The organism is Streptomyces sp. NK15101 (assembly GCF_020400725.1).
GTDB lineage: Bacteria > Actinomycetota > Actinomycetes > Streptomycetales > Streptomycetaceae > Streptomyces.
In genome coordinates, this window is the sequence record NZ_JAINVG010000038.1 from 17,036 (window position 1) to 34,832 (window position 17,797).

General features: G+C 67.8%; 28 protein-coding genes. 1 reads left to right on the top strand and 27 read right to left on the bottom strand.

The window, feature by feature from the left end:
* Positions 1–17 precede the first annotated feature (17 nt).
* Together rplM and K7G60_RS20920 are read right to left on the bottom strand one after the other, a co-directional pair.
* Positions 18–461 (bottom strand): 50S ribosomal protein L13, encoded by a 444-nt coding sequence (rplM, locus tag K7G60_RS20915; RefSeq protein ID WP_225802478.1) that lies wholly within the window; start codon positions 459–461, stop codon positions 18–20.
* Positions 462–722: 261 nt separating this feature from the next.
* Positions 723–2,345 carry an ABC-F family ATP-binding cassette domain-containing protein gene (locus K7G60_RS20920; RefSeq protein ID WP_225802479.1) on the bottom strand — a complete coding sequence of 541 codons (1,623 nt, stop codon included), beginning with the start codon at positions 2,343–2,345 and terminating at the stop codon, positions 723–725.
* Positions 2,346–2,401: 56 nt separating this feature from the next.
* On the opposite strand from K7G60_RS20920, the gene K7G60_RS20925 reads away from it, so the two are divergent.
* Complete coding sequence (locus tag K7G60_RS20925) at positions 2,402–3,370, top strand: hypothetical protein (RefSeq protein ID WP_225802480.1); 969 nt, start codon at positions 2,402–2,404, stop codon at positions 3,368–3,370.
* Here the strand turns inward: K7G60_RS20925 and truA are convergent.
* The 25 genes from truA to rplV form a co-directional block, all read right to left on the bottom strand.
* Positions 3,341–4,198: a tRNA pseudouridine(38-40) synthase TruA gene (gene truA / locus K7G60_RS20930; RefSeq protein WP_225802481.1), complete on the bottom strand. Its 858-nt coding sequence runs from the start codon at positions 4,196–4,198 to the stop codon at positions 3,341–3,343. The genes K7G60_RS20925 and truA overlap by 30 nt on opposite strands.
* 82 nt (positions 4,199–4,280) lie before the next feature.
* Positions 4,281–4,751, bottom strand: coding sequence for a 50S ribosomal protein L17 (gene rplQ / locus K7G60_RS20935; protein ID WP_225802482.1), 471 nt, complete (start codon positions 4,749–4,751; stop codon positions 4,281–4,283).
* A gap of 146 nt (positions 4,752–4,897) precedes the next feature.
* Complete coding sequence (locus tag K7G60_RS20940) at positions 4,898–5,920, bottom strand: DNA-directed RNA polymerase subunit alpha (RefSeq protein WP_004946635.1); 1,023 nt, start codon at positions 5,918–5,920, stop codon at positions 4,898–4,900.
* A gap of 158 nt (positions 5,921–6,078) precedes the next feature.
* Positions 6,079–6,483, bottom strand: a complete 405-nt coding sequence (rpsK, locus tag K7G60_RS20945) for a 30S ribosomal protein S11 (protein ID WP_017949643.1) — start codon at positions 6,481–6,483, stop codon at positions 6,079–6,081.
* A gap of 65 nt (positions 6,484–6,548) precedes the next feature.
* Positions 6,549–6,929: a 30S ribosomal protein S13 gene (gene rpsM, locus K7G60_RS20950; RefSeq protein ID WP_030209021.1), complete on the bottom strand. Its 381-nt coding sequence runs from the start codon at positions 6,927–6,929 to the stop codon at positions 6,549–6,551.
* 190 nt (positions 6,930–7,119) lie between these two features.
* Positions 7,120–7,233 carry a 50S ribosomal protein L36 gene (gene rpmJ / locus K7G60_RS20955; RefSeq protein WP_003956441.1) on the bottom strand — a complete coding sequence of 38 codons (114 nt, stop codon included), beginning with the start codon at positions 7,231–7,233 and terminating at the stop codon, positions 7,120–7,122.
* A 61-nt stretch (positions 7,234–7,294) separates the two neighbouring features.
* On the bottom strand, positions 7,295–7,516 hold the full coding sequence (infA, locus tag K7G60_RS20960; protein WP_003956442.1) for a translation initiation factor IF-1: 222 nt from the start codon (positions 7,514–7,516) through the stop codon (positions 7,295–7,297).
* Between the two features lie 264 nt (positions 7,517–7,780).
* A complete protein-coding gene (gene map, locus K7G60_RS20965) occupies positions 7,781–8,632 on the bottom strand; it encodes a type I methionyl aminopeptidase (protein WP_225802483.1) in 852 nt (283 codons plus the stop codon).
* Positions 8,633–8,728: 96 nt separating this feature from the next.
* Positions 8,729–9,376: an adenylate kinase gene (locus K7G60_RS20970; protein ID WP_225802484.1), complete on the bottom strand. Its 648-nt coding sequence runs from the start codon at positions 9,374–9,376 to the stop codon at positions 8,729–8,731.
* Positions 9,376–10,695: a preprotein translocase subunit SecY gene (secY, locus tag K7G60_RS20975; protein ID WP_225802485.1), complete on the bottom strand. Its 1,320-nt coding sequence runs from the start codon at positions 10,693–10,695 to the stop codon at positions 9,376–9,378. The genes K7G60_RS20970 and secY overlap by 1 nt, the downstream gene beginning before the upstream one ends.
* Positions 10,696–11,266: 571 nt before the next feature.
* Positions 11,267–11,722, bottom strand: a complete 456-nt coding sequence (gene rplO / locus K7G60_RS20980; RefSeq protein ID WP_030209011.1) for a 50S ribosomal protein L15 — start codon at positions 11,720–11,722, stop codon at positions 11,267–11,269.
* A gap of 1 nt (position 11,723) precedes the next feature.
* Complete coding sequence (gene rpmD / locus K7G60_RS20985; protein WP_041130781.1) at positions 11,724–11,906, bottom strand: 50S ribosomal protein L30; 183 nt, start codon at positions 11,904–11,906, stop codon at positions 11,724–11,726.
* Positions 11,906–12,508, bottom strand: a complete 603-nt coding sequence (rpsE, locus tag K7G60_RS20990) for a 30S ribosomal protein S5 (RefSeq protein ID WP_007265914.1) — start codon at positions 12,506–12,508, stop codon at positions 11,906–11,908. Before rpsE ends, rpmD begins: the two co-directional genes overlap by 1 nt.
* A gap of 45 nt (positions 12,509–12,553) precedes the next feature.
* Entirely contained in the window at positions 12,554–12,937 is a 384-nt protein-coding gene (rplR, locus tag K7G60_RS20995) for a 50S ribosomal protein L18 (RefSeq protein ID WP_030687809.1), read from the bottom strand.
* A 3-nt stretch (positions 12,938–12,940) separates the two neighbouring features.
* Positions 12,941–13,480 (bottom strand): 50S ribosomal protein L6, encoded by a 540-nt coding sequence (gene rplF, locus K7G60_RS21000; protein ID WP_225802486.1) that lies wholly within the window; start codon positions 13,478–13,480, stop codon positions 12,941–12,943.
* A gap of 21 nt (positions 13,481–13,501) precedes the next feature.
* A complete protein-coding gene (gene rpsH, locus K7G60_RS21005) occupies positions 13,502–13,900 on the bottom strand; it encodes a 30S ribosomal protein S8 (RefSeq protein ID WP_041130779.1) in 399 nt (132 codons plus the stop codon).
* Positions 13,901–14,106: 206 nt separating this feature from the next.
* Positions 14,107–14,292, bottom strand: a complete 186-nt coding sequence (locus K7G60_RS21010) for a type Z 30S ribosomal protein S14 (RefSeq protein ID WP_003948630.1) — start codon at positions 14,290–14,292, stop codon at positions 14,107–14,109.
* 5 nt (positions 14,293–14,297) lie between these two features.
* Positions 14,298–14,855, bottom strand: coding sequence for a 50S ribosomal protein L5 (gene rplE, locus K7G60_RS21015; protein ID WP_123454681.1), 558 nt, complete (start codon positions 14,853–14,855; stop codon positions 14,298–14,300).
* Positions 14,852–15,163 carry a 50S ribosomal protein L24 gene (gene rplX / locus K7G60_RS21020; RefSeq protein WP_015035583.1) on the bottom strand — a complete coding sequence of 104 codons (312 nt, stop codon included), beginning with the start codon at positions 15,161–15,163 and terminating at the stop codon, positions 14,852–14,854. Before rplX ends, rplE begins: the two co-directional genes overlap by 4 nt.
* Before the next feature lie 2 nt (positions 15,164–15,165).
* Entirely contained in the window at positions 15,166–15,534 is a 369-nt protein-coding gene (gene rplN, locus K7G60_RS21025; RefSeq protein ID WP_003956455.1) for a 50S ribosomal protein L14, read from the bottom strand.
* A gap of 126 nt (positions 15,535–15,660) precedes the next feature.
* On the bottom strand, positions 15,661–15,942 hold the full coding sequence (gene rpsQ, locus K7G60_RS21030; RefSeq protein WP_030208995.1) for a 30S ribosomal protein S17: 282 nt from the start codon (positions 15,940–15,942) through the stop codon (positions 15,661–15,663).
* On the bottom strand, positions 15,942–16,166 hold the full coding sequence (gene rpmC, locus K7G60_RS21035; RefSeq protein WP_017239580.1) for a 50S ribosomal protein L29: 225 nt from the start codon (positions 16,164–16,166) through the stop codon (positions 15,942–15,944). Before rpmC ends, rpsQ begins: the two co-directional genes overlap by 1 nt.
* Entirely contained in the window at positions 16,166–16,585 is a 420-nt protein-coding gene (gene rplP / locus K7G60_RS21040) for a 50S ribosomal protein L16 (protein WP_017239579.1), read from the bottom strand. The genes rpmC and rplP overlap by 1 nt, the downstream gene beginning before the upstream one ends.
* 5 nt (positions 16,586–16,590) lie before the next feature.
* Positions 16,591–17,427, bottom strand: a complete 837-nt coding sequence (gene rpsC / locus K7G60_RS21045) for a 30S ribosomal protein S3 (protein ID WP_123454677.1) — start codon at positions 17,425–17,427, stop codon at positions 16,591–16,593.
* Positions 17,427–17,774 carry a 50S ribosomal protein L22 gene (rplV, locus tag K7G60_RS21050; protein ID WP_030208989.1) on the bottom strand — a complete coding sequence of 116 codons (348 nt, stop codon included), beginning with the start codon at positions 17,772–17,774 and terminating at the stop codon, positions 17,427–17,429. The genes rpsC and rplV overlap by 1 nt, the downstream gene beginning before the upstream one ends.
* Positions 17,775–17,797 lie beyond the last annotated feature (23 nt).

Sequence of the window (17,797 nt, forward strand, 5' to 3'; positions counted from 1 at the left end):
TTAGGGGGTGGCCGGACTTACTGCGCGACCTGGGTGATCTCGAACGGGACCGGCTGCTGGGCAGCGTGCGGGTGGTTCTCGCCCGCGTAGACCTTCAGCTTCGAGAGCATCTGACGGCCCAGGGAGTTCTTGGGGATCATGCCCTTGATGGCCTTCTCGACGGCCTTCTCGGGGTTCTTGTCGAGCAGCTCGTCGTAACGGACGGAGCGCAGACCACCCGGGAAGCCAGAGTGACGGTAGGCCATCTTCTGGGTCTTCTTGTTGCCGGACAGGTGAACCTTGTCGGCGTTGATGATGATGACGAAGTCGCCCATGTCCATGTGGGGGGCGTAGACGGGCTTGTGCTTGCCTCGGAGGAGGTTCGCAGCCGTCGTCGCCAGGCGGCCCAGGACAACGTCCTGCGCGTCGATGATGTGCCACTGGCGAGTGACATCGCCGGGCTTGGGGCTGTACGTACGCACTTCGTAGCCTTCGCTTCTTCAGTGGATGGAGTCCAGACACACCTGAAGCGATCATGCAGCTGGGGCCTGCACTGCCGGGACACCGCCCGTATGCGAGCCACTGGTAACTGCTCCAGGGAACTTGCGTATGGGCCCTTCGCGTGAGAACGACGAAGCCGATACGCATAACAAACCGCAACAGTACCCGCGCCACCCCGGACGGGTCAAAACGCGCCGACGCCCGAGGTCACCGCGCCCGCCCGGCCCGCCGACCGCCCGAGGTCACCGCGCCCGCTCGACCCGCCGCTCGTCCCACACCGGCTCGGTCGTCTCCCGTACGACCCCGTCCGACCCGAAGACCAGGTACCGGTCGAAGGACTTCGCGAACCACCGGTCGTGCGTGACGGCCAGCACCGTCCCCTCGTACGACTCGAGCCCGTCCTGGAGCGCCTCGGCCGACTCCAGGTCCAGGTTGTCCGTCGGCTCGTCGAGCAGCAGCGCCGTCGTGCCCGCCAGCTCCAGGAGCAGGATCTGGAACCGCGCCTGCTGCCCGCCCGACAGCTTGTCGAACGACTGGTCCCCCTGCCGCTCCAGCTCGTACCGCCGCAGCATCGACATCGCCGCGCCCCGGTCCTTGGCGTGCTCGGTCCACAGGATGTCGACGAGCGGCCGCCCGGTCAGCTCCGGGTGCGCGTGGGTCTGCGCGAAGTGCCCCGGCACGACCCGGGCGCCGAGCTTCCACGTGCCCGTGTGGGCGACCGACGGGTCCCCCGCGAGCAGCCGCAGGAAGTGCGACTTCCCGGAGCCGTTCGAGCCGAGGACGGCGACCCGCTCCCCGTAGAAGATCTCCAGCGAGAACGGCTTCATCAGGCCGGTCAGCTCGAGGTTCTCGCAGGTCACGGCCCGCACCCCGGTCCGTCCGCCGCGCAGCCGCATCCGGATGTCCTGCTCGCGCGGCGGCTCCGGCGGCGGCCCCGCCTCCTCGAACTTCCTCAGCCGGGTCTGCGCGGCGGCGTACCGGGAGGCCATCTCGTGGCTGACCGCGGCCGCCTGCCGCAGGGTGATCACCAGCTTCTTCAGCTGCGCGTGCTTCTCGTCCCAGCGCCGCTTCAGCTCCTCGAAGCGGGCGAAGCGCTCCCGGCGGGCCTCGTGGAAGGTGCCGAAGCCGCCGCCGTGCACCCAGACGTCCGATCCGGCCGGGCCCGGCTCGACCGCGATGATCTTCTGGGCGGCCCGGGAGAGCAGCTCCCGGTCGTGGGAGATGAAGAGGACGGTCTTGCGGGTCTCCCGCAGCCGCTCCTCCAGCCACCGCTTGCCCGGCACGTCGAGGTAGTTGTCCGGCTCGTCGAGGAGCAGCACCTCGTCGGGGCCGCGCAGCAGCGACTCCAGGACGAGCCGCTTCTGCTCGCCGCCAGAGAGCGTCCTGACCTCCCGGAACTGCGCCTTCTCGTACGGGACGCCGAGCGCCGCCATGGTGCAGATGTCCCAGAGGGTCTCGGCCTCGTACCCCTGCACCTCGGCCCAGTCGCTGAGGGCCTGCGCGTACTTCATCTGCGCGGCCTCGTCGTCGACCGTCATGATCAGGTGCTCGGCCTCGTCGACCGCCTTCGCGGCCTCCCGGATCCGGGGCTGGGCGACCGAGACGAGCAGGTCGCGGACGGTGGACTCGTCCCGTACGGAGCCGACGAACTGCGGCATCACGCCGAGACCGCCGCTGACCTTGACCGTGCCGCCGTGCGGCTGGATCTCCCCGGCGATCATCCGGAGCAGTGTGGTCTTGCCGGCGCCGTTGGCCCCGACGAGGGCGACGACGGCGCCCTCCCCGACCCGGAAGGAGGCGTCCCCGAGCAGGACCCTCCCGTCGGGAAGGTAGTACTCCAGATGCGCGGCCTCGACGTGTCCCATGGGATGCATTGTCACCGCCCGCCGGGGCCCCGCCCAACCGGTTTAGGATGCGCGGCATGAGCTTTGGGGGACCGCAGTGGCCGCAGGAGCCGCAGCAGCAGGGGCAGCAGGGGTACGGACAGCAGCCCGGGTACGGCTACCCGCCGCAGCAGGGAAACGGGCAGCAGCCGGGCTACGGCTATCCGCAGCCGGCGCAGCCGAACCCCTTCCCCGGCGCGCAGGCCGGCGGCGACACCCCCGACTGGGGCGCCCTGGCCGACGCCTCGGCCTCCCGGGGCCGCCGCAAGCGCCTCCTGCTGATCGCCGGCGGGGTCCTGGCCACGGTGGCCGTGGGCGCGATCGTGGCGACCGCCGTCGTGAGCACCAACAAGAAGAACGACCAGGCCAAGAACGGTCCGGTCCCCACCGGCACGGTCTCCCCCACCGGCACGCCGACCCCCGAGCCGACCTTCTCGTCGGTGGCGCCGCCGCCCCCGCCGAACCCGAAGGACTACATCTCGGACCCGAAGAAGGACAAGGCCCCGCTGACCGCCGAGGGCCTCTTCCCGGGCAGGAAGCTGAGCATGAACGGCCGCGCGTACAAGAAGGGCGCGACCTCCGCCACGACGAACTGCGCGGCCGTCACGCAGGGCGGCCTCGGCAGCGTCCTGAAGCGGCACGGCTGCCAGCGGGTGCTCCGCGCCACCTATGTGAAGGACGGCGTGGCGATCACCGTCGGCGTCGCCGTCTTCCCGTCCGAGGCGGCGGCCCAGAAGGCGAAGGACCAGGCCACCGGCGGCATCGCGCCCCTGACGGGCGCGGGCGTGGGTGATTTCTGCCACGCCACGGTCTGCCTGCGCCGCTCGAACGCGATCGGCCGGTACGCGTACTTCACCCAGGCCGGGTTCACCGACGGCAAGAAGGTCACCAAGGCCGACAAGCCCGTCTTCCAGGCCAGCGACGACCTCGGCACCTTCGCCTTCAACCAGATATACGCCCGGGGCCGCGCCCAGGCCTCAGCAGCAGCCGGCGCTCCCGGGGAGTGACCGCTTGTTGCGCGCCTCCCGGCTGCGGGCGGCGAGCAGCGCGTCCTCCGGGTAGCCGACCTCTTCGAGGGTGAGGCCGTGCGGCCGCACGACGTGGACGGCCGAGTCCCGTACCCCGGCGGCGAGCACCTTGCCGGGCCAGTCGACCGGACGGTGGCCGTCACCGACGAAGAGCAGGGCGCCGACGAGCGAGCGGACCATGTTGTGGCAGAAGGCGTCCGCCTTGACGGTCGCCTCCAGGATCCCGTCCTCCCGCCGCTCCCAGCGCAGCACCTGGAGGGTGCGGATGGTCGTGGCGCCCTCGCGCTTCTTGCAGTACGCGGCGAAGTCGTGCTCGCCGACGAGCGCGGTGGCGGCCTCGTTCATGGCGTCCATGTCGAGGGCCCAGTCGTGCCACAGCACGTGCCCTCGGAGCAGCGGGTCGACGCCGCCGGGGTTGTCGGTGACGCGGTAGGCGTAGCGGCGCCAGATCGCGGAGAACCGGGCGTTGAAGCCCGCGGGGGCCTCGGCGAGGGACCACACCCGCACGTCGTGCGGGAGCCGCCCGGCGAGCCGCCGGAGCAGCTTGTCGCGGTGCTCCTCCCACACCTCCACGGGCAGGTCGACATGGGCGACCTGGCCGCGCGCGTGCACGCCGGCGTCGGTCCGGCCGGCGACGGTCAGCTCGTACGTCTCCTTGGACCGGGTCACGGTCCGCAGGGCGTCCTCGATCTCTCCCTGTACGGTCCGCTGTCCCTGGGCCTGCTTGGCCCAGCCGGAGAAGTCCTTGCCGTCGTACGAGAGGTCCAGCCGAACCCGTACGAAACCGTCCTGCACGTCATCGCTCACGCGGAGATCCTCTCAAACACACGGGAACGGGCCCGCACCCCAGGGGGTACGGGCCCGCTCACGAGAAACGTCGGAAAAACGCTTACGCGTCCTTCGACTCCTCGGCCGGAGCCTCGGTGGCGGCGGCCTCGTCGGCCTCCTTGACGGCGCGCTTGGTGGCGGCCTCGGCCTCGGCGACGGTCGCCTTCTTGGCGATCTCGCCCTCGACCAGCTCGATCACGGCCATCGGGGCGTTGTCGCCACGACGGTTGCCGATCTTGGTGATGCGGGTGTAGCCACCCGGACGCTCCGAGTAGCGCGGGGCGATCTCGGTGAAGAGCGTGTGGACGACGCCCTTGTCCGTGATCGACTGCAGCACCAGGCGACGGTTGTGGATGTCGCCCTTCTTCGCCTTGGTGATCAGGCGCTCGGCGACCGGACGCAGGCGACGGGCCTTGGCCTCGGTCGTGGTGATGCGGCCGTGCTCGAAGAGCGACTTCGCCAGGTTGGCGAGGAGCAGCTTCTCGTGCGCGGCGGAACCGCCGAGGCGGGCACCCTTCGCGGGACGCGGCATGGTGTTTCTCCTTGTGATCTGCACCGGCCGTATGAGGTACCGATGTCAGTGTCCGAGCGGGCGGTCACCCGTCGGAGACCCCGCGCACCCGTGGGGGCGCGGGGAACTGCGCGGCCGGCCGGAACCGGCCCGCAGCAAGACTGCGACTAGTACTGCTCGGTCTCGACGAAACCGGCGTCCGCGTCGTCGTCGGCGCCGAAGGCGTCGGCGGCGGCGGTCGGGTCGAATCCGGGCGGCGAGTCCTTCAGCGCGAGGCCCATACCGGCCAGCTTCGCCTTGACCTCGTCGATCGACTTCGCACCGAAGTTGCGGATGTCGAGCAGGTCGGCCTCGGAGCGGGCGACGAGCTCACCCACGGAGTGGATGCCCTCACGCTTGAGGCAGTTGTACGAGCGAACGGTGAGCTCGAGCTCCTCGATCGGCAGCGCCAGGTCGGCGGCGAGGGCGGCGTCCGTCGGGGACGGGCCCATGTCGATGCCCTCGGCGTCGATGTTGAGCTCGCGGGCCAGACCGAACAGCTCGACCAGGGTCTTGCCGGCGGACGCCATGGCGTCACGCGGGCGCATGGCCTGCTTGGTCTCGACGTCGACGATGAGCTTGTCGAAGTCGGTGCGCTGCTCGACTCGGGTCGCCTCGACCTTGTAGGTGACCTTGAGGACCGGCGAGTAGATCGAGTCGACCGGGATGCGGCCGATCTCCTGGCCGACCTGCTTGTTCTGGACGGCGGAGACGTAGCCGCGACCGCGCTCGACGGTCAGCTCCATCTCCAGCTTGCCCTTGGCGTTCAGGGTCGCCAGAACGAGGTCGGGGTTGTGCACCTCGACACCGGCCGGGGGCGCGATGTCGGCGGCGGTGACCAGACCCGGGCCCTGCTTGCGCAGGTACATCACGACCGGCTCGTCGTGCTCCGAGGAGACGACCAGCTGCTTGATGTTCAGGATGAGGTCGGTGACGTCCTCCTTGACGCCCGGCACGGTGGTGAACTCGTGCAGGACACCGTCGATGCGGATGCTGGTGACAGCGGCACCCGGGATCGAGGAGAGGAGGGTACGGCGGAGGGAGTTGCCGAGGGTGTAGCCGAAGCCCGGCTCCAGCGGCTCGATGACGAACCGGGAGCGGAACTCGTCGACGACCTCTTCGGTCAGCGACGGACGCTGAGCGATAAGCATGTCTGTGTTTCCTTCAGTCGTGGACGCCCACTATTTGACGCCCGACAGCCACCGGGCGGCAGCCCGGTGGTTTTACTGCGCGTACTGCAAGGGTACGGGCGGCACGCCCCCGAGAGAGGGGACGCACCGCCCGAAGTCCTGCTCAAGCAGCCCGTGCGTCAGACGCGGCGGCGCTTGGGGGGACGGCAGCCGTTGTGCGGCGTGGGGGTGACGTCCTGGATCGAACCGACCTCGAGGCCCGTGGCCTGGAGGGAGCGGATCGCGGTCTCACGGCCGGAGCCGGGACCCTTGACGAAGACGTCGACCTTGCGCATGCCGTGCTCCTGCGCGCGGCGGGCGGCCGACTCGGCGGCCATCTGCGCGGCGAAGGGGGTGGACTTGCGCGAGCCCTTGAAGCCGACGTGGCCGGCGGAGGCCCAGGAGATCACGTTGCCGGACGGGTCCGTGATCGAGACGATCGTGTTGTTGAACGTGCTCTTGATGTGCGCGTGGCCGTGAGCGACGTTCTTCTTTTCCTTGCGGCGCACCTTCTTGACAGCGCCCTGACGTCCCTTGGGGGGCATCTCTTAACTCCTACGGGAGGTGGTCGGTCCTACAGCGAAGACCGTGGACAGTCGTCCGCTGTGGACTACTTCTTGCCCGGCTTCTTCTTGCCGGCGATGGCGCGACGCGGGCCCTTGCGGGTACGGGCGTTCGTGCTGGTGCGCTGACCGCGGACGGGCAGGCCACGACGGTGGCGCAGGCCCTGGTAGCAGCCGATCTCGACCTTGCGGCGGATGTCGGCGGCGATCTCACGGCGGAGGTCACCCTCGGTGCGGAGGTTGGCGTCCACGTACTCGCGGATCTTGACGAGGTCTTCCTCGGCAAGGTCGCGGACACGGGTGGACGGGTTCACGCCGGTCGCGGCGAGAATCTCCTCGGACCGGGTACGCCCGATACCGAAGACGTAGGTGAGTGCGACCACCACACGCTTTTCACGCGGGATGTCAACACCGGAAACGCGTGCCATTCAATGGCTCCTGTGTTCTCGGGGGTCTGCTGCAGAACCGCTCCCGGCTGCCGTATGAGGTACAGGTCGGGTCCCCGGCCCCCGCCGGAGGTGCCGTCAACCGTGGATCACGGCCCGACGGGCTCTGCGTATGTACGTATTGCTATGCGTCGCGCGAAGAACTGCGAAGTTGCAGGTCGGTCGGCGTGCGTCAGCCCTGGCGCTGCTTGTGGCGCAGGTTGTCGCAGATGACCATGACCCGGCCGTGACGGCGGATCACCTTGCACTTGTCGCAGATCTTCTTGACGCTCGGCTTGACCTTCATGGGATGTGAGGTTCTCCGGGTCAGTGCCACCACCCGCGCGGAGGGCGGGTGCGGGCAAGATCTACTTGTACCGGTAGACGATCCGGCCACGCGTCAGGTCGTACGGAGAGAGCTCCACGACGACCCGGTCGTCCGGGAGGATCCGGATGTAGTGCATCCGCATCTTGCCGGAGATGTGCGCGAGGACCTTGTGACCGTTCTGGAGCTCCACCTTGAACATGGCGTTCGGGAGGGACTCGATCACGGTGCCCTCGATTTCGATGGCACCTTGCTTCTTGGCCACGCTTCGCCTTTCGAATCGGCTACCTTGATCGACTCTCGCCGCCGCGTGCAGGCACACGGGTACACGAGAGCCGACGCATCAGTCTACGTCAGGCCCCAGGAAAAGACGAATCGGGAAGTCTGCCCAACGCCGGAGATCGTTACGCCAGCGGGTCCGGCGCCGCCGGCCCATCCTCCACGCGGCCCTCGCGGGCTCGGCGCCGAGGGCGCCTCACGGGCTTCGGCCCGCTGCGCCGGACTTCGTCCGTCGACCGCGCTCCGGGCACTACGCCAGCGGGTCCGGCGCCGCCGTCACGCCCAGCTCGGCCAGCTTCGCCTTGCCGCCGTCGACCGCCGTGAGGACCAGCGGGCCCTCTTCCGTCAGGGCGATGGAGTGCTCCCAGTGGGAGGACCAGGTGCCGTCGGTGGTGACGACCGTCCAGTCGTCCTTCAGGACCTCCGTGTGCGGGGTGCCCAGGGAGACCATCGGCTCGATCGCCAGGCAGAAGCCGGGGACCAGCTTCGGGCCCTTGCCGCGCTTGCGGGAGACGTAGTTCAGCAGGTGCGGGTCCATGTGCATCTCGGTGCCGATGCCGTGGCCGCCGTAGTCCTCGATGATGCCGTAGCGGCCCAGGCTGTGGTCGCCCACGGCCGGCCGCGGCTGCCGCTTGATGTACGTCTCGATCGCCTTCGAGATGTCCACCAGGCGGTTGCCGAGCTTCATCGCCGCGATGCCCGCCCACATCGACTCCTCGGTCACCCGGGAGAGCTCGACGAGCTCGGGCGCGTGCCCGGTGCCCACGAAGGCCGTGTAGGCCGCGTCACCGTGCCAGCCGTCCACGATCGCGCCCGCGTCGATGGAGATGATGTCGCCGTCCTTGAGGACGGTCTTCTCGTCGGGGATGCCGTGGACGACGACCTCGTTCACCGAGGTGCAGATCGTCGCGGGGAAACCGCCGTACCCCAGGAAGTTCGACTTCGCCCCGTGGTCGGCGATGACCTTCCGCGCGACCTCGTCGAGGTCCTTCGTCGTGGCGCCCGGCACGGCCGCCTCGCGGGTCGCCGCGTGGATGGCGGCGACGACCAGCCCCGCCTCGCGCATCTTCGCGATCTGCTCGGGGGTCTTGATCTGCACCATCGTGGCCGCGGCCTTTCCATCGAGTACGGGGAACAGAACAACGATACGGCCGCGGCGCCCCCGAGGGGCACCGCGGCCGTGTCGAACGAACCGGGGTTACTTCTTGAGCGCGGCCATCGCCTTGGCGGTGACCTCGTCCACCTTGCCGAGCGCCGAGATCGTCTCGACCAGGTTCTGCGCCCGGTAGTAGTCGATGATCGGCTCGGTCTCCGTGTGGTAGACCGCCAGGCGCTTGCGGACGGTCTCCTCCGTGTCGTCGTCGCGCTGGTACAGCTCGCCGCCGCAGACGTCGCAGACGCCCTCGGTCTTCGGGGCGTTGTACGTCACGTGGAAGACGTGCGCGGAGTCCTTGCGGCAGATGCGGCGACCCGCGATCCGCTTCACGACCTCGTCCTCGGGGACCTCCAGGTCCAGGACCGCGTCCAGCTCGATGCCGTCGGCCTTGAGGAACGCGTCCAGGGCCTGGGCCTGGGCCACGTTCCGCGGGAACCCGTCGAGCAGGAAGCCGCCCTCGGCGTCCGCCTGGCGCATGCGGTCCTCGGCCATCCCGATCGTCACGGAGTCCGGCACGAGCTGGCCGGCCTTCATGTACGACTGCGCCTCTACGCCCAGCGGCGTGCCCTGCGAGATGTTGGCACGGAACAGGTCGCCCGTAGAGATGTGCGGGATGCCCAGGTTCTTGGCGAGGTACGCGGCCTGCGTGCCCTTGCCCGCACCGGGCGGTCCGACGAGGACGATTCGCATCAGCGGAGGAACCCTTCGTAATTGCGCTGCTGGAGCTGGCTCTCGATCTGCTTCACGGTCTCCAGCCCCACACCCACGATGATGAGGATGCTCGTCCCGCCGAAGGGGAAGTTGGAATTGGCCCCGCCGAAGCCTGCCAACGCCATCGTCGGCACGAGAGCGATCAGACCCAAGTACAGCGAGCCCGGCCAAGTGATCCGGTTGAGCACGTAGCTCAGATACTCGGCAGTAGGTCGACCAGCCCGGATACCCGGGATGAAGCCACCATACTTCTTCATGTTGTCCGCAACTTCCTCGGGGTTGAACGAGATCGCCACGTAGAAGAAGGCGAAGAACACGATCAGGAGGAAGTACGCGGTGATGTAGTAGGGGTGGTCACCCTTGACGAAGTGGGCTTCGATCCAGGTCTTCCAGCCCGCGGTGCTGTTCGAGAACTGCGCGATCAAGGCCGGGATGTAGAGAAGCGACGACGCGAAGATGACAGGAATCACACCGGCCTGGTTCACCTTCAAAGGGATGTAAGTGGACGTACCGCCGTACGACCTGCGGCCGATCATCCGCTTCGCGTACTGGACCGGAATGCGTCGCTGGGCCTGCTCGACGAAGACCACGAGGGCCACCATCACGAAACCGATGAGGATGACGACGCCGAACTCGATCCAGCCCTGGGCGAGCTTGCCGCTCTTCTTGATGGCCCACAGGGCGCCCGGGAAGCCGGCCGCGATCGAGATGAACATCAGGATCGACATTCCGTTGCCGATGCCGCGGTCAGTGATCAGCTCACCGAGCCACATGACCACGCCGGTGCCCGCGGTCATCGTGATGACCATCGTGGCGATGGTGAAGATCGACTGGTCGGGCACGACCTGGTCGGCGACGATGCAGCCGCTGAAGAGCGCGCCGCTCTTGGCGGTGGCGACGAGACCGGTGCCCTGGAGGATGGCGAGGGCCACGGTCAGGTACCGGGTGTACTGCGTGATCTTGGCAGTACCGGCCTGACCCTCCTTCTTGAGGGCTTCGAGGCGGGGGATCACGACGGTCAGCAGCTGCAGGATGATGCTCGCCGTGATGTACGGCATGATGCCGAGCGCGAAGATGGTGATCTGCAGCAGCGCCCCGCCACTGAACATGTTGACCAGGCCGAACAGGCTGTTGTTGCCCTCGCTGGCCTGCTTGACACACTGCTGTACGGCCTCGTAGCTGACGCCGGGGACCGGGATGTGGGCCCCCAGGCGGTACAGCACGATGATGCCGAGCGTGAAGAGCAGCTTCTTGCGCAGGTCGGGCGTCTTGAACGCCCGGGCGAACGCGGTGAGCACGGTGCCTCCTGCGACCCCCGCGCTATGCGTCAAGGGTGACGGTCTTGAGGTTCGACGATTGGTTATCGGTCATCAATCCCGTGCGGGCATACCGCACGGAGTTTAGACAGTGCACGCCACCTTACCGGCGACCATGCCCCCCTAGGAACGACCAACCGGGGATGCACCTTTTGGAAGGCGTCCCCGGCCGGAAACGGACCCCCGGTCCCGGGCGTACGGCTCCGGTCCGGCGTCCGTTCCGACCAGCGGCCGTCATGGCGGCGCCCCCGCCGCCGGGAGACCGATCGGGCCGTTCCGCGGCGACCGGGTGCCGGCGCCCGCCGTTACCACTTCCGGGGGACACCGGTGAGGGCGTCACCCACCGCGGCGACCGCCGTGGGCCCCGTGGAGGAGCACGTCCGGCGGGCCGACCGCGCCGAAGCCGGACGGCAGGGGCGGGAGCGGGCTCCGGCCCTGTCGCGAGGGCCGGGGACGCGCCTCGGCCGCGGGCCGGTCTCCTCGGCGTACGAACAAGCCCGGCCGGCTCCCCCACGGGGGAACCGGCCGGGCTTGTTCAGCTGTCGACCGAAGCTCAGACGAGCTCGGTGACGGTGCCGCCGGCGGCGGCGATCTTCTCCTTGGCGGAGCCGGAGACGGCGTCGACCGTCACCTGCAGCGCCACGGAGACCTCGCCCTGGCCCAGGACCTTGACGAGCTGGTTCTTGCGAACGGCACCCTTGGCGACCAGGTCGGCCACCGTGACCTCGCCACCCTGCGGGTAGAGCGCGGCGAGCTTGTCCAGGTTCACGACCTGGTACTCGGTGCGGAAGGGGTTCTTGAAGCCCTTCAGCTTCGGAAGGCGCATGTGGAGGGGCATCTGGCCACCCTCGAAGCGCTCCGGAACCTGGTAACGGGCCTTCGTACCCTTCGTACCACGACCGGCCGTCTTACCCTTCGACGCCTCACCACGACCCACACGGGTCTTGGCGGTCTTGGCGCCCGGGGCCGGACGGAGGTTGTGGGCCTTCAGCGGGTTGTTCTCCGCCATGTCAGTCAACCTCCTCGACCGTCACGAGGTGGCGGACGGTGTGCACCATGCCGCGGAACTCGGGGCGGTCCTCCTTGACAACCACGTCACCCAGGCGCTTGAGGCCCAGGGAACGGAGGGTGTCGCGGTGGTTCTGCTTGCTGCCGATGTACGACTTCGTCTGCGTGACCTTGAGGCGAGCCATTACACACCCGCCCCAGCACGCGCACGGAGCAGAGCCGCGGGGGCGACGTCCTCGAGCGGCAGACCACGGCGAGCCGCGATCTCCTCGGGACGCTGCAGGCCCTTGAGGGCCTCCACGGTCGCGTGCACGATGTTGATCGCGTTGTCGGAGCCGAGCGACTTCGACAGGATGTCGTGAACGCCGGCGCACTCCAGAACGGCGCGCACCGGGCCACCGGCGATAACACCGGTACCGGGGGAAGCAGGCTTCAGCAGGACAACGCCGGCCGCCTTCTCGCCCTGGATCGGGTGCGGGATGGTGCCCTGGATGCGGGGAACCTTGAAGAAGTTCTTCTTGGCTTCCTCGACGCCCTTGGCGATGGCCGCGGGAACTTCCTTGGCCTTGCCGTAACCGACACCTACGGTGCCGTCACCGTCACCCACCACGACGAGCGCGGTGAAGCTGAAGCGACGACCACCCTTGACAACCTTGGCGACGCGGTTGATCGCGACAACGCGCTCAACGTACGCGGTCTTCTCGGCGGCAGCGCCACCGTCGCGACCCTTCCGGTCCCGCCGCTCGCCGCCACCGGCACCGCTGCCGCGGCGCTGGGGTCCAGCCATTGGATTACCTCTCTCTGTTACGTCCGTTAGTCCCGGAACCGGGGCTTAGAACTTCAGCCCGGCTTCGCGGGCGGCGTCAGCCAGAGCGGCAATGCGCCCGGCGTACCTGTTGCCACCACGGTCGAACACGACAGCCTCGACGCCGGCGGCCTTGGCGCGCTCGGCGACCAGGGCGCCGACCTGCTTGGCCTGCGCGGACTTGTCACCCTCGCCGCCGCGGATCGACGCGTCCAGGGTCGACGCCGACGCAAGGGTGTGGCCCTTGAGGTCGTCGATGACCTGAGCGGTGATACCGCGGTTGGAACGCGTCACGACGAGGCGCGGACGCTCCGCCGTACCCGACACGTTCTTGCGGATGCGGATGTGGCGGCGCTTCTTGGCGGCGCCCTTGTAGGCGTCGCCCTTGGCGATCTTCACACCGTATGCCATGGCTTACTTACCAGCCTTTCCGACCTTGCGGCGGATGACCTCGCCCGCGTACTTCACGCCCTTGGCCTTGTAGGGGTCGGGCTTGCGAAGCTTGCGGATGTTGGCGGCGACCTCGCCGACCTTCTGCTTGTCGATGCCCTCGACCGAGAACTTGGTCGGCGACTCGACCTTGAACGAGATGCCCTCGGGCGCCTCGACCACGATCGGGTGGCTGTAGCCGAGCTGGAACTCCAGAGCGGAGCCCTTCGCGGCCACGCGGTAACCGACACCGCTGATCTCGAGCGCCTTCACGTACCCCTGGGTCACACCGGTGATCATGTTGGCCACCAGCGTGCGGGACAGGCCGTGCAGGGCCTTGTTCTGACGCTCGTCGTTCGGACGGTTGACGTTGAGCACGCCATCCTCGCCCTTAACGATCTCGATCGGCGCGGCGACGGTGTGGCTCAGGGTGCCCTTGGAACCCTTGACCGTGACCGTGCGGCCCTCGATGGTGACGTCCACGCCGGCGGGAACCGTGATGGGGAGCTTGCCAATACGCGACATTAGCTATTCCTCCGTTCCCGACTACCAGACGTAGGCGAGGACTTCCCCACCCACGCCCTTCTTCTGCGCCTGCTGACCGGTCAGGAGACCGTGGGACGTGGAGATGATCGCCACGCCCAGGCCGCCGAGGACCTTCGGCAGGTTGGTGGACTTCGCGTAAACCCGGAGGCCCGGCTTCGAGATCCGCTTGATGCCCGCGATGGAGCGCTCACGGTTCGGACCGAACTTGAGGTCGAGCACGAGGTTCTTGCCGACCTCGGCGTCCTCGACCTTCCAGCCCGTGATGAAGCCCTCCTGCTGGAGGATTTCCGCGATGTGAGACTTGATCTTGCTGTGCGGCATCGTCACGGAGTCGTGGTATGCCGAGTTCGCGTTACGCAGACGAGTCAGCATGTCCGCGATCGGATCAGTCATGGTCATGAATTGGCCTTCGGCCTCTCTCGCCGGGGTTTCCAGTGCGCCATCCCTCTCCCCACACAGGGGCGGGACGGGTGCGGCGCGGGGACCTACGGCGTAGTAAGTCGTACGGGCGGCGGACGCCCAACCCCACAAGCCTAAGGCATGCGGGGGTGGGCCTCCGCCGACCCAATGCTTACCGAGAGACTCCGGTCATCCCAACTGGGGGATTACCAGGAGCTCTTGGTCACGCCCGGCAGCTCGCCACGGTGAGCCATCTCACGGAGGCACACGCGGCAGAGGCCGAACTTGCGGTACACGGAGTGGGGACGACCACAGCGCTGGCAGCGCGTGTAGCCACGCACGCCGAACTTGGGCTTGCGGGCAGCCTTCGCGATGAGAGCCTTCTTCGCCATCTCGCTTACGCCTCCTTGAACGGGAAGCCGAGGTGACGCAGAAGGGCACGGCCCTCGTCGTCGTTGGTCGCCGTGGTCACCACGGTGATGTCCATACCCCGGACACGGTCGATCTTGTCCTGGTCGATCTCGTGGAACATGACCTGCTCCGTGAGACCGAAGGTGTAGTTGCCACGGCCGTCGAACTGCTTGGGGGACAGGCCGCGGAAGTCGCGGATGCGCGGGAGCGCGAGCGACAGGGTGCGGTCCAGGAACTCCCACATGCGGTCGCCACGGAGCGTGACGTGGGCGCCGATCGGCTGGCCCTCGCGGAGCTTGAACTGCGCGATGGACTTGCGGGCCTTCGTGACGGCCGGCTTCTGACCGGTGATCGTCGTGAGGTCGCGGATCGCGCCGTCGATCAGCTTCGAGTCACGGGCGGCGTCGCCGACACCCATGTTGACCACGATCTTGACGAGGCCGGGGATCTGCATGACGTTCTCGTACTTGAACTCGTCACGCAGCTTGCCCGCGATCTCCTCGCGGTACTTCGTCTTGAGACGCGGAGTGGTGGTAGCCATCAGATGTCCTCACCCGTCCGCTTGGCAACGCGGATCTTGTTGCCCTCGTCGTCGAAGCGGTAACCGACACGCGTGACGACCTTCTTGCCGTCCTTCTCCACGACCAGCTGGACGTTGGAGACGTGGACCGGAGCCTCGGTCGTGACGATGCCACCGGCCTGCGAGGGGCCGGCCTTGGTGTGCTTCTTGACCCGGTTGACACCCTCGACCAGGACGCGGTTCTCGCGCGGGAAGGCCGTGATGACCTTGCCCTGCTTGCCCTTGTCCTTACCGGTGATGACCTGGACCAGGTCGCCCTTCTTGATCTTCATGCTTACAGCACCTCCGGCGCGAGCGAGATGATCTTCATGAACTTCTTCTCGCGCAGCTCACGGCCGACCGGGCCGAAGATACGGGTGCCACGAGGGTCGCCGTCGTTCTTGAGAATGACAGCGGCGTTCTCGTCGAAGCGGATGTACGAGCCGTCCTGGCGGCGGCGCTCCTTGACGGTGCGAACGATGACCGCCTTGACGACGTCACCCTTCTTCACGTTGCCACCGGGGATCGCGTCCTTGACGGTGGCGACGATGACGTCACCGATGCCCGCGTAGCGGCGACCCGAGCCACCGAGAACACGGATGCAAAGGATCTCCTTGGCACCAGTGTTGTCGGCGACACGCAGTCGCGACTCCTGCTGGATCACGTCTATCTCCTGATTGTCTGCCGGTTCCCGGCAGGGGCACCGGAGTGCCCCTGCCGAGCCTGGCGGAACTGACCTGAGGAAAACCCCTCAGGCTGAACATGTGGGATCTCCCTTGCGGGAAATTCCTTACTTGGCCTTCTCGAGGATCTCGACGACGCGCCAGTGCTTCGTGGCGGACAGCTTCCGGGTCTCCATCAGGAGGACGCGGTCGCCGATGCCGGCAGCGTTCTGCTCGTCGTGAGCCTTGAGCTTGTTCGTACGGCGGATGACCTTGCCGTACAGCGCGTGCTTGACGCGGTCCTCGACAGCGACGACGACGGTCTTGTCCATCTTGTCGCTGACGACGAGGCCCTCGCGGACCTTACGAGCGTTGCGCTCGGTCTTCTCAGTCACGTTGCTCTCGCTCATCAGGCGTTCTCCACCGTCTCGATGCCCAGCTCACGCTCACGCATCAGGGTGTAGATCCGGGCGATGTCCTTACGGACGGACTTGAGCCGACCGTGGTTCTCGAGCTGACCCGTCGCCGCCTGGAAGCGGAGGTTGAACAGCTCTTCCTTGGCCTCGCGGAGCTTGTTGAGAAGCTCCTCGTTGCCCAGCTCGCGCAGCTCGGACGCCTTGGTACCGGCCGACATCACAGCTCACCTGCTTCGCGCTTCACGATCTTGCACTTCATCGGCAGCTTGTGGGCCGCACGGGTCAGGGCCTCGCGCGCGATCTTCTCGTTCGGGTAGGACAGTTCGAACATCACCCGACCCGGCTTGACGTTCGCGATCCACCACTCCGGAGAACCCTTACCGGAACCCATGCGGGTCTCGGCGGGCTTCTTCGTCAGCGGGCGGTCCGGGTAGATGTTGATCCAGACCTTGCCGCCACGCTTGATGTGGCGGGTCATCGCGATACGAGCCGCCTCGATCTGGCGGTTGGTCACGTACGCCGGCGTAAGGGCCTGAATGCCGTACTCGCCGAACGCAACCTGCGTACCACCCTTGCTGGCGCCGGAGCGCTTCGGGTGGTGCTGCTTGCGGTGCTTGACCCTACGGGGGATCAGCATGTCGGTCAGGCCTCCGTTCCGGTGCTCTCAGCCGGAGCAGCGGCGGCAGCCTCGGCCTTGGGGGCCTCGGCGGCCGGAGCCGACTGCTGCGGCTTGCGGCCGCGGCCGCCACGCTCGCCACCGCGGCCACGGCCGGCCGGGCGGTCGCCAGCGCCGGCGCCACGGGCCGGGCGGTTACCCGCACGGGCAGCGGCGTTCTCGGCGCGGACCTCGGCGATGTTCTTGACGTCGCCCTTGTAGATCCAGACCTTCACGCCGATGCGGCCGAAGGTGGTCTTGGCCTCGAAGAAGCCGTAGTCGACGTTCGCGCGGAGCGTGTGCAGGGGCACGCGGCCCTCGCGGTAGAACTCCGAGCGGGACATCTCGGCGCCGCCGAGACGGCCGCCGCACTGGATCTTGATTCCCTTGGCGCCGGCCTTCATCGTGCCCTGCATGCTCTTGCGCATGGCACGACGGAAGGAGACGCGGGAGGAGAGCTGCTCGGCAACGGCCTGGGCGACCAGCTGGGCGTCCATCTCGGGGTTCTTGACCTCGAGGATGTTCAGCTGGACCTGCTTGCCCGTGAGCTTCTCGAGGTCGCCGCGGATGCGGTCGGCCTCGGCGCCACGGCGGCCGATGACGATGCCGGGACGCGCGGTGTGGATGTCCACCCGCACGCGGTCACGGGTGCGCTCGATCTCGACCTTCGAGATGCCCGCGCGCTCCATGCCGGACGTCATCATCCGACGGATGGCGACGTCTTCCTTGACGTAGTCCTTGTACAGCTTGTCGGCGTACCAGCGGGACTTGAAGTCCGTGGTGATGCCGAGCCGGAACCCATGCGGGTTAACCTTCTGGCCCATTACCGGGTTCCTTCCTTGCTGCTGACGACCACGGTGATGTGGCTGGTCCGCTTACGGATCCGGTAGGCGCGGCCCTGGGCACGCGGACGGAACCGCTTCAGGGTCGGGCCCTCATCCACGTACGCCTCGCTGATGTACAGCGAAGAGGCGTCACTGTGGTCGTAGTTGTGCGCGGCGTTGGCGATGGCGCTGTCCAGCACCTTGCCAACCGGCACGCTCGCGGCCTGCGGGGCGAAACGCAGGACCGCCTGAGCCTCCGTGGCGTCCATGCCACGGATAAGGTCCACCACGCGGCGGGCCTTCATGGGCGTGACGCGGATGTACCGCGCCTGGGCCCTGGCTTCCATGGTTGTCCTTCCAGTGTCTGTCA

Excerpts from the sequence above, each read along its gene's own strand:
- rplP (WP_017239579.1), bottom strand. The coding sequence starts at position 16,585 with ATGCTGATCCCCCGTAGGGTCAAGCACCGCAAGCAGCACCACCCGAAG.
- rpsQ (WP_030208995.1), bottom strand. The coding sequence starts at position 15,942 with ATGAGCGAGAGCAACGTGACTGAGAAGACCGAGCGCAACGCTCGTAAG.
- K7G60_RS20925 (WP_225802480.1), top strand. The coding sequence starts at position 2,402 with ATGAGCTTTGGGGGACCGCAGTGGCCGCAGGAGCCGCAGCAGCAGGGG.
- rpsM (WP_030209021.1), bottom strand. The coding sequence starts at position 6,929 with ATGGCACGCGTTTCCGGTGTTGACATCCCGCGTGAAAAGCGTGTGGTG.
- rpsE (WP_007265914.1), bottom strand. The coding sequence starts at position 12,508 with ATGGCTGGACCCCAGCGCCGCGGCAGCGGTGCCGGTGGCGGCGAGCGG.
- K7G60_RS21010 (WP_003948630.1), bottom strand. The coding sequence starts at position 14,292 with ATGGCGAAGAAGGCTCTCATCGCGAAGGCTGCCCGCAAGCCCAAGTTC.
- rpsH (WP_041130779.1), bottom strand. The coding sequence starts at position 13,900 with ATGACCATGACTGATCCGATCGCGGACATGCTGACTCGTCTGCGTAAC.
- rpsC (WP_123454677.1), bottom strand. The coding sequence starts at position 17,427 with ATGGGCCAGAAGGTTAACCCGCATGGGTTCCGGCTCGGCATCACCACG.
- rplF (WP_225802486.1), bottom strand. The coding sequence starts at position 13,480 with ATGTCGCGTATTGGCAAGCTCCCCATCACGGTTCCCGCCGGCGTGGAC.
- rplX (WP_015035583.1), bottom strand. The coding sequence starts at position 15,163 with ATGAAGATCAAGAAGGGCGACCTGGTCCAGGTCATCACCGGTAAGGAC.
- rpmD (WP_041130781.1), bottom strand. The coding sequence starts at position 11,906 with ATGGCTCGCCTCAAGGTCACGCAGACGAAGTCGTACATCGGCAGCAAG.
- rpsK (WP_017949643.1), bottom strand. The coding sequence starts at position 6,483 with ATGCCCCCCAAGGGACGTCAGGGCGCTGTCAAGAAGGTGCGCCGCAAG.
- rpmJ (WP_003956441.1), bottom strand. The coding sequence starts at position 7,233 with ATGAAGGTCAAGCCGAGCGTCAAGAAGATCTGCGACAAGTGCAAGGTG.
- K7G60_RS20920 (WP_225802479.1), bottom strand. The coding sequence starts at position 2,345 with ATGGGACACGTCGAGGCCGCGCATCTGGAGTACTACCTTCCCGACGGG.
- rplR (WP_030687809.1), bottom strand. The coding sequence starts at position 12,937 with ATGGCATACGGTGTGAAGATCGCCAAGGGCGACGCCTACAAGGGCGCC.
- rplV (WP_030208989.1), bottom strand. The coding sequence starts at position 17,774 with ATGGAAGCCAGGGCCCAGGCGCGGTACATCCGCGTCACGCCCATGAAG.
- rplQ (WP_225802482.1), bottom strand. The coding sequence starts at position 4,751 with ATGCCGCGTCCCGCGAAGGGTGCCCGCCTCGGCGGTTCCGCCGCGCAC.
- rpmC (WP_017239580.1), bottom strand. The coding sequence starts at position 16,166 with ATGTCGGCCGGTACCAAGGCGTCCGAGCTGCGCGAGCTGGGCAACGAG.
- K7G60_RS20940 (WP_004946635.1), bottom strand. The coding sequence starts at position 5,920 with ATGCTTATCGCTCAGCGTCCGTCGCTGACCGAAGAGGTCGTCGACGAG.
- map (WP_225802483.1), bottom strand. The coding sequence starts at position 8,632 with ATGGTGCAGATCAAGACCCCCGAGCAGATCGCGAAGATGCGCGAGGCG.
- rplO (WP_030209011.1), bottom strand. The coding sequence starts at position 11,722 with ATGGCGGAGAACAACCCGCTGAAGGCCCACAACCTCCGTCCGGCCCCG.
- K7G60_RS20970 (WP_225802484.1), bottom strand. The coding sequence starts at position 9,376 with ATGCGAATCGTCCTCGTCGGACCGCCCGGTGCGGGCAAGGGCACGCAG.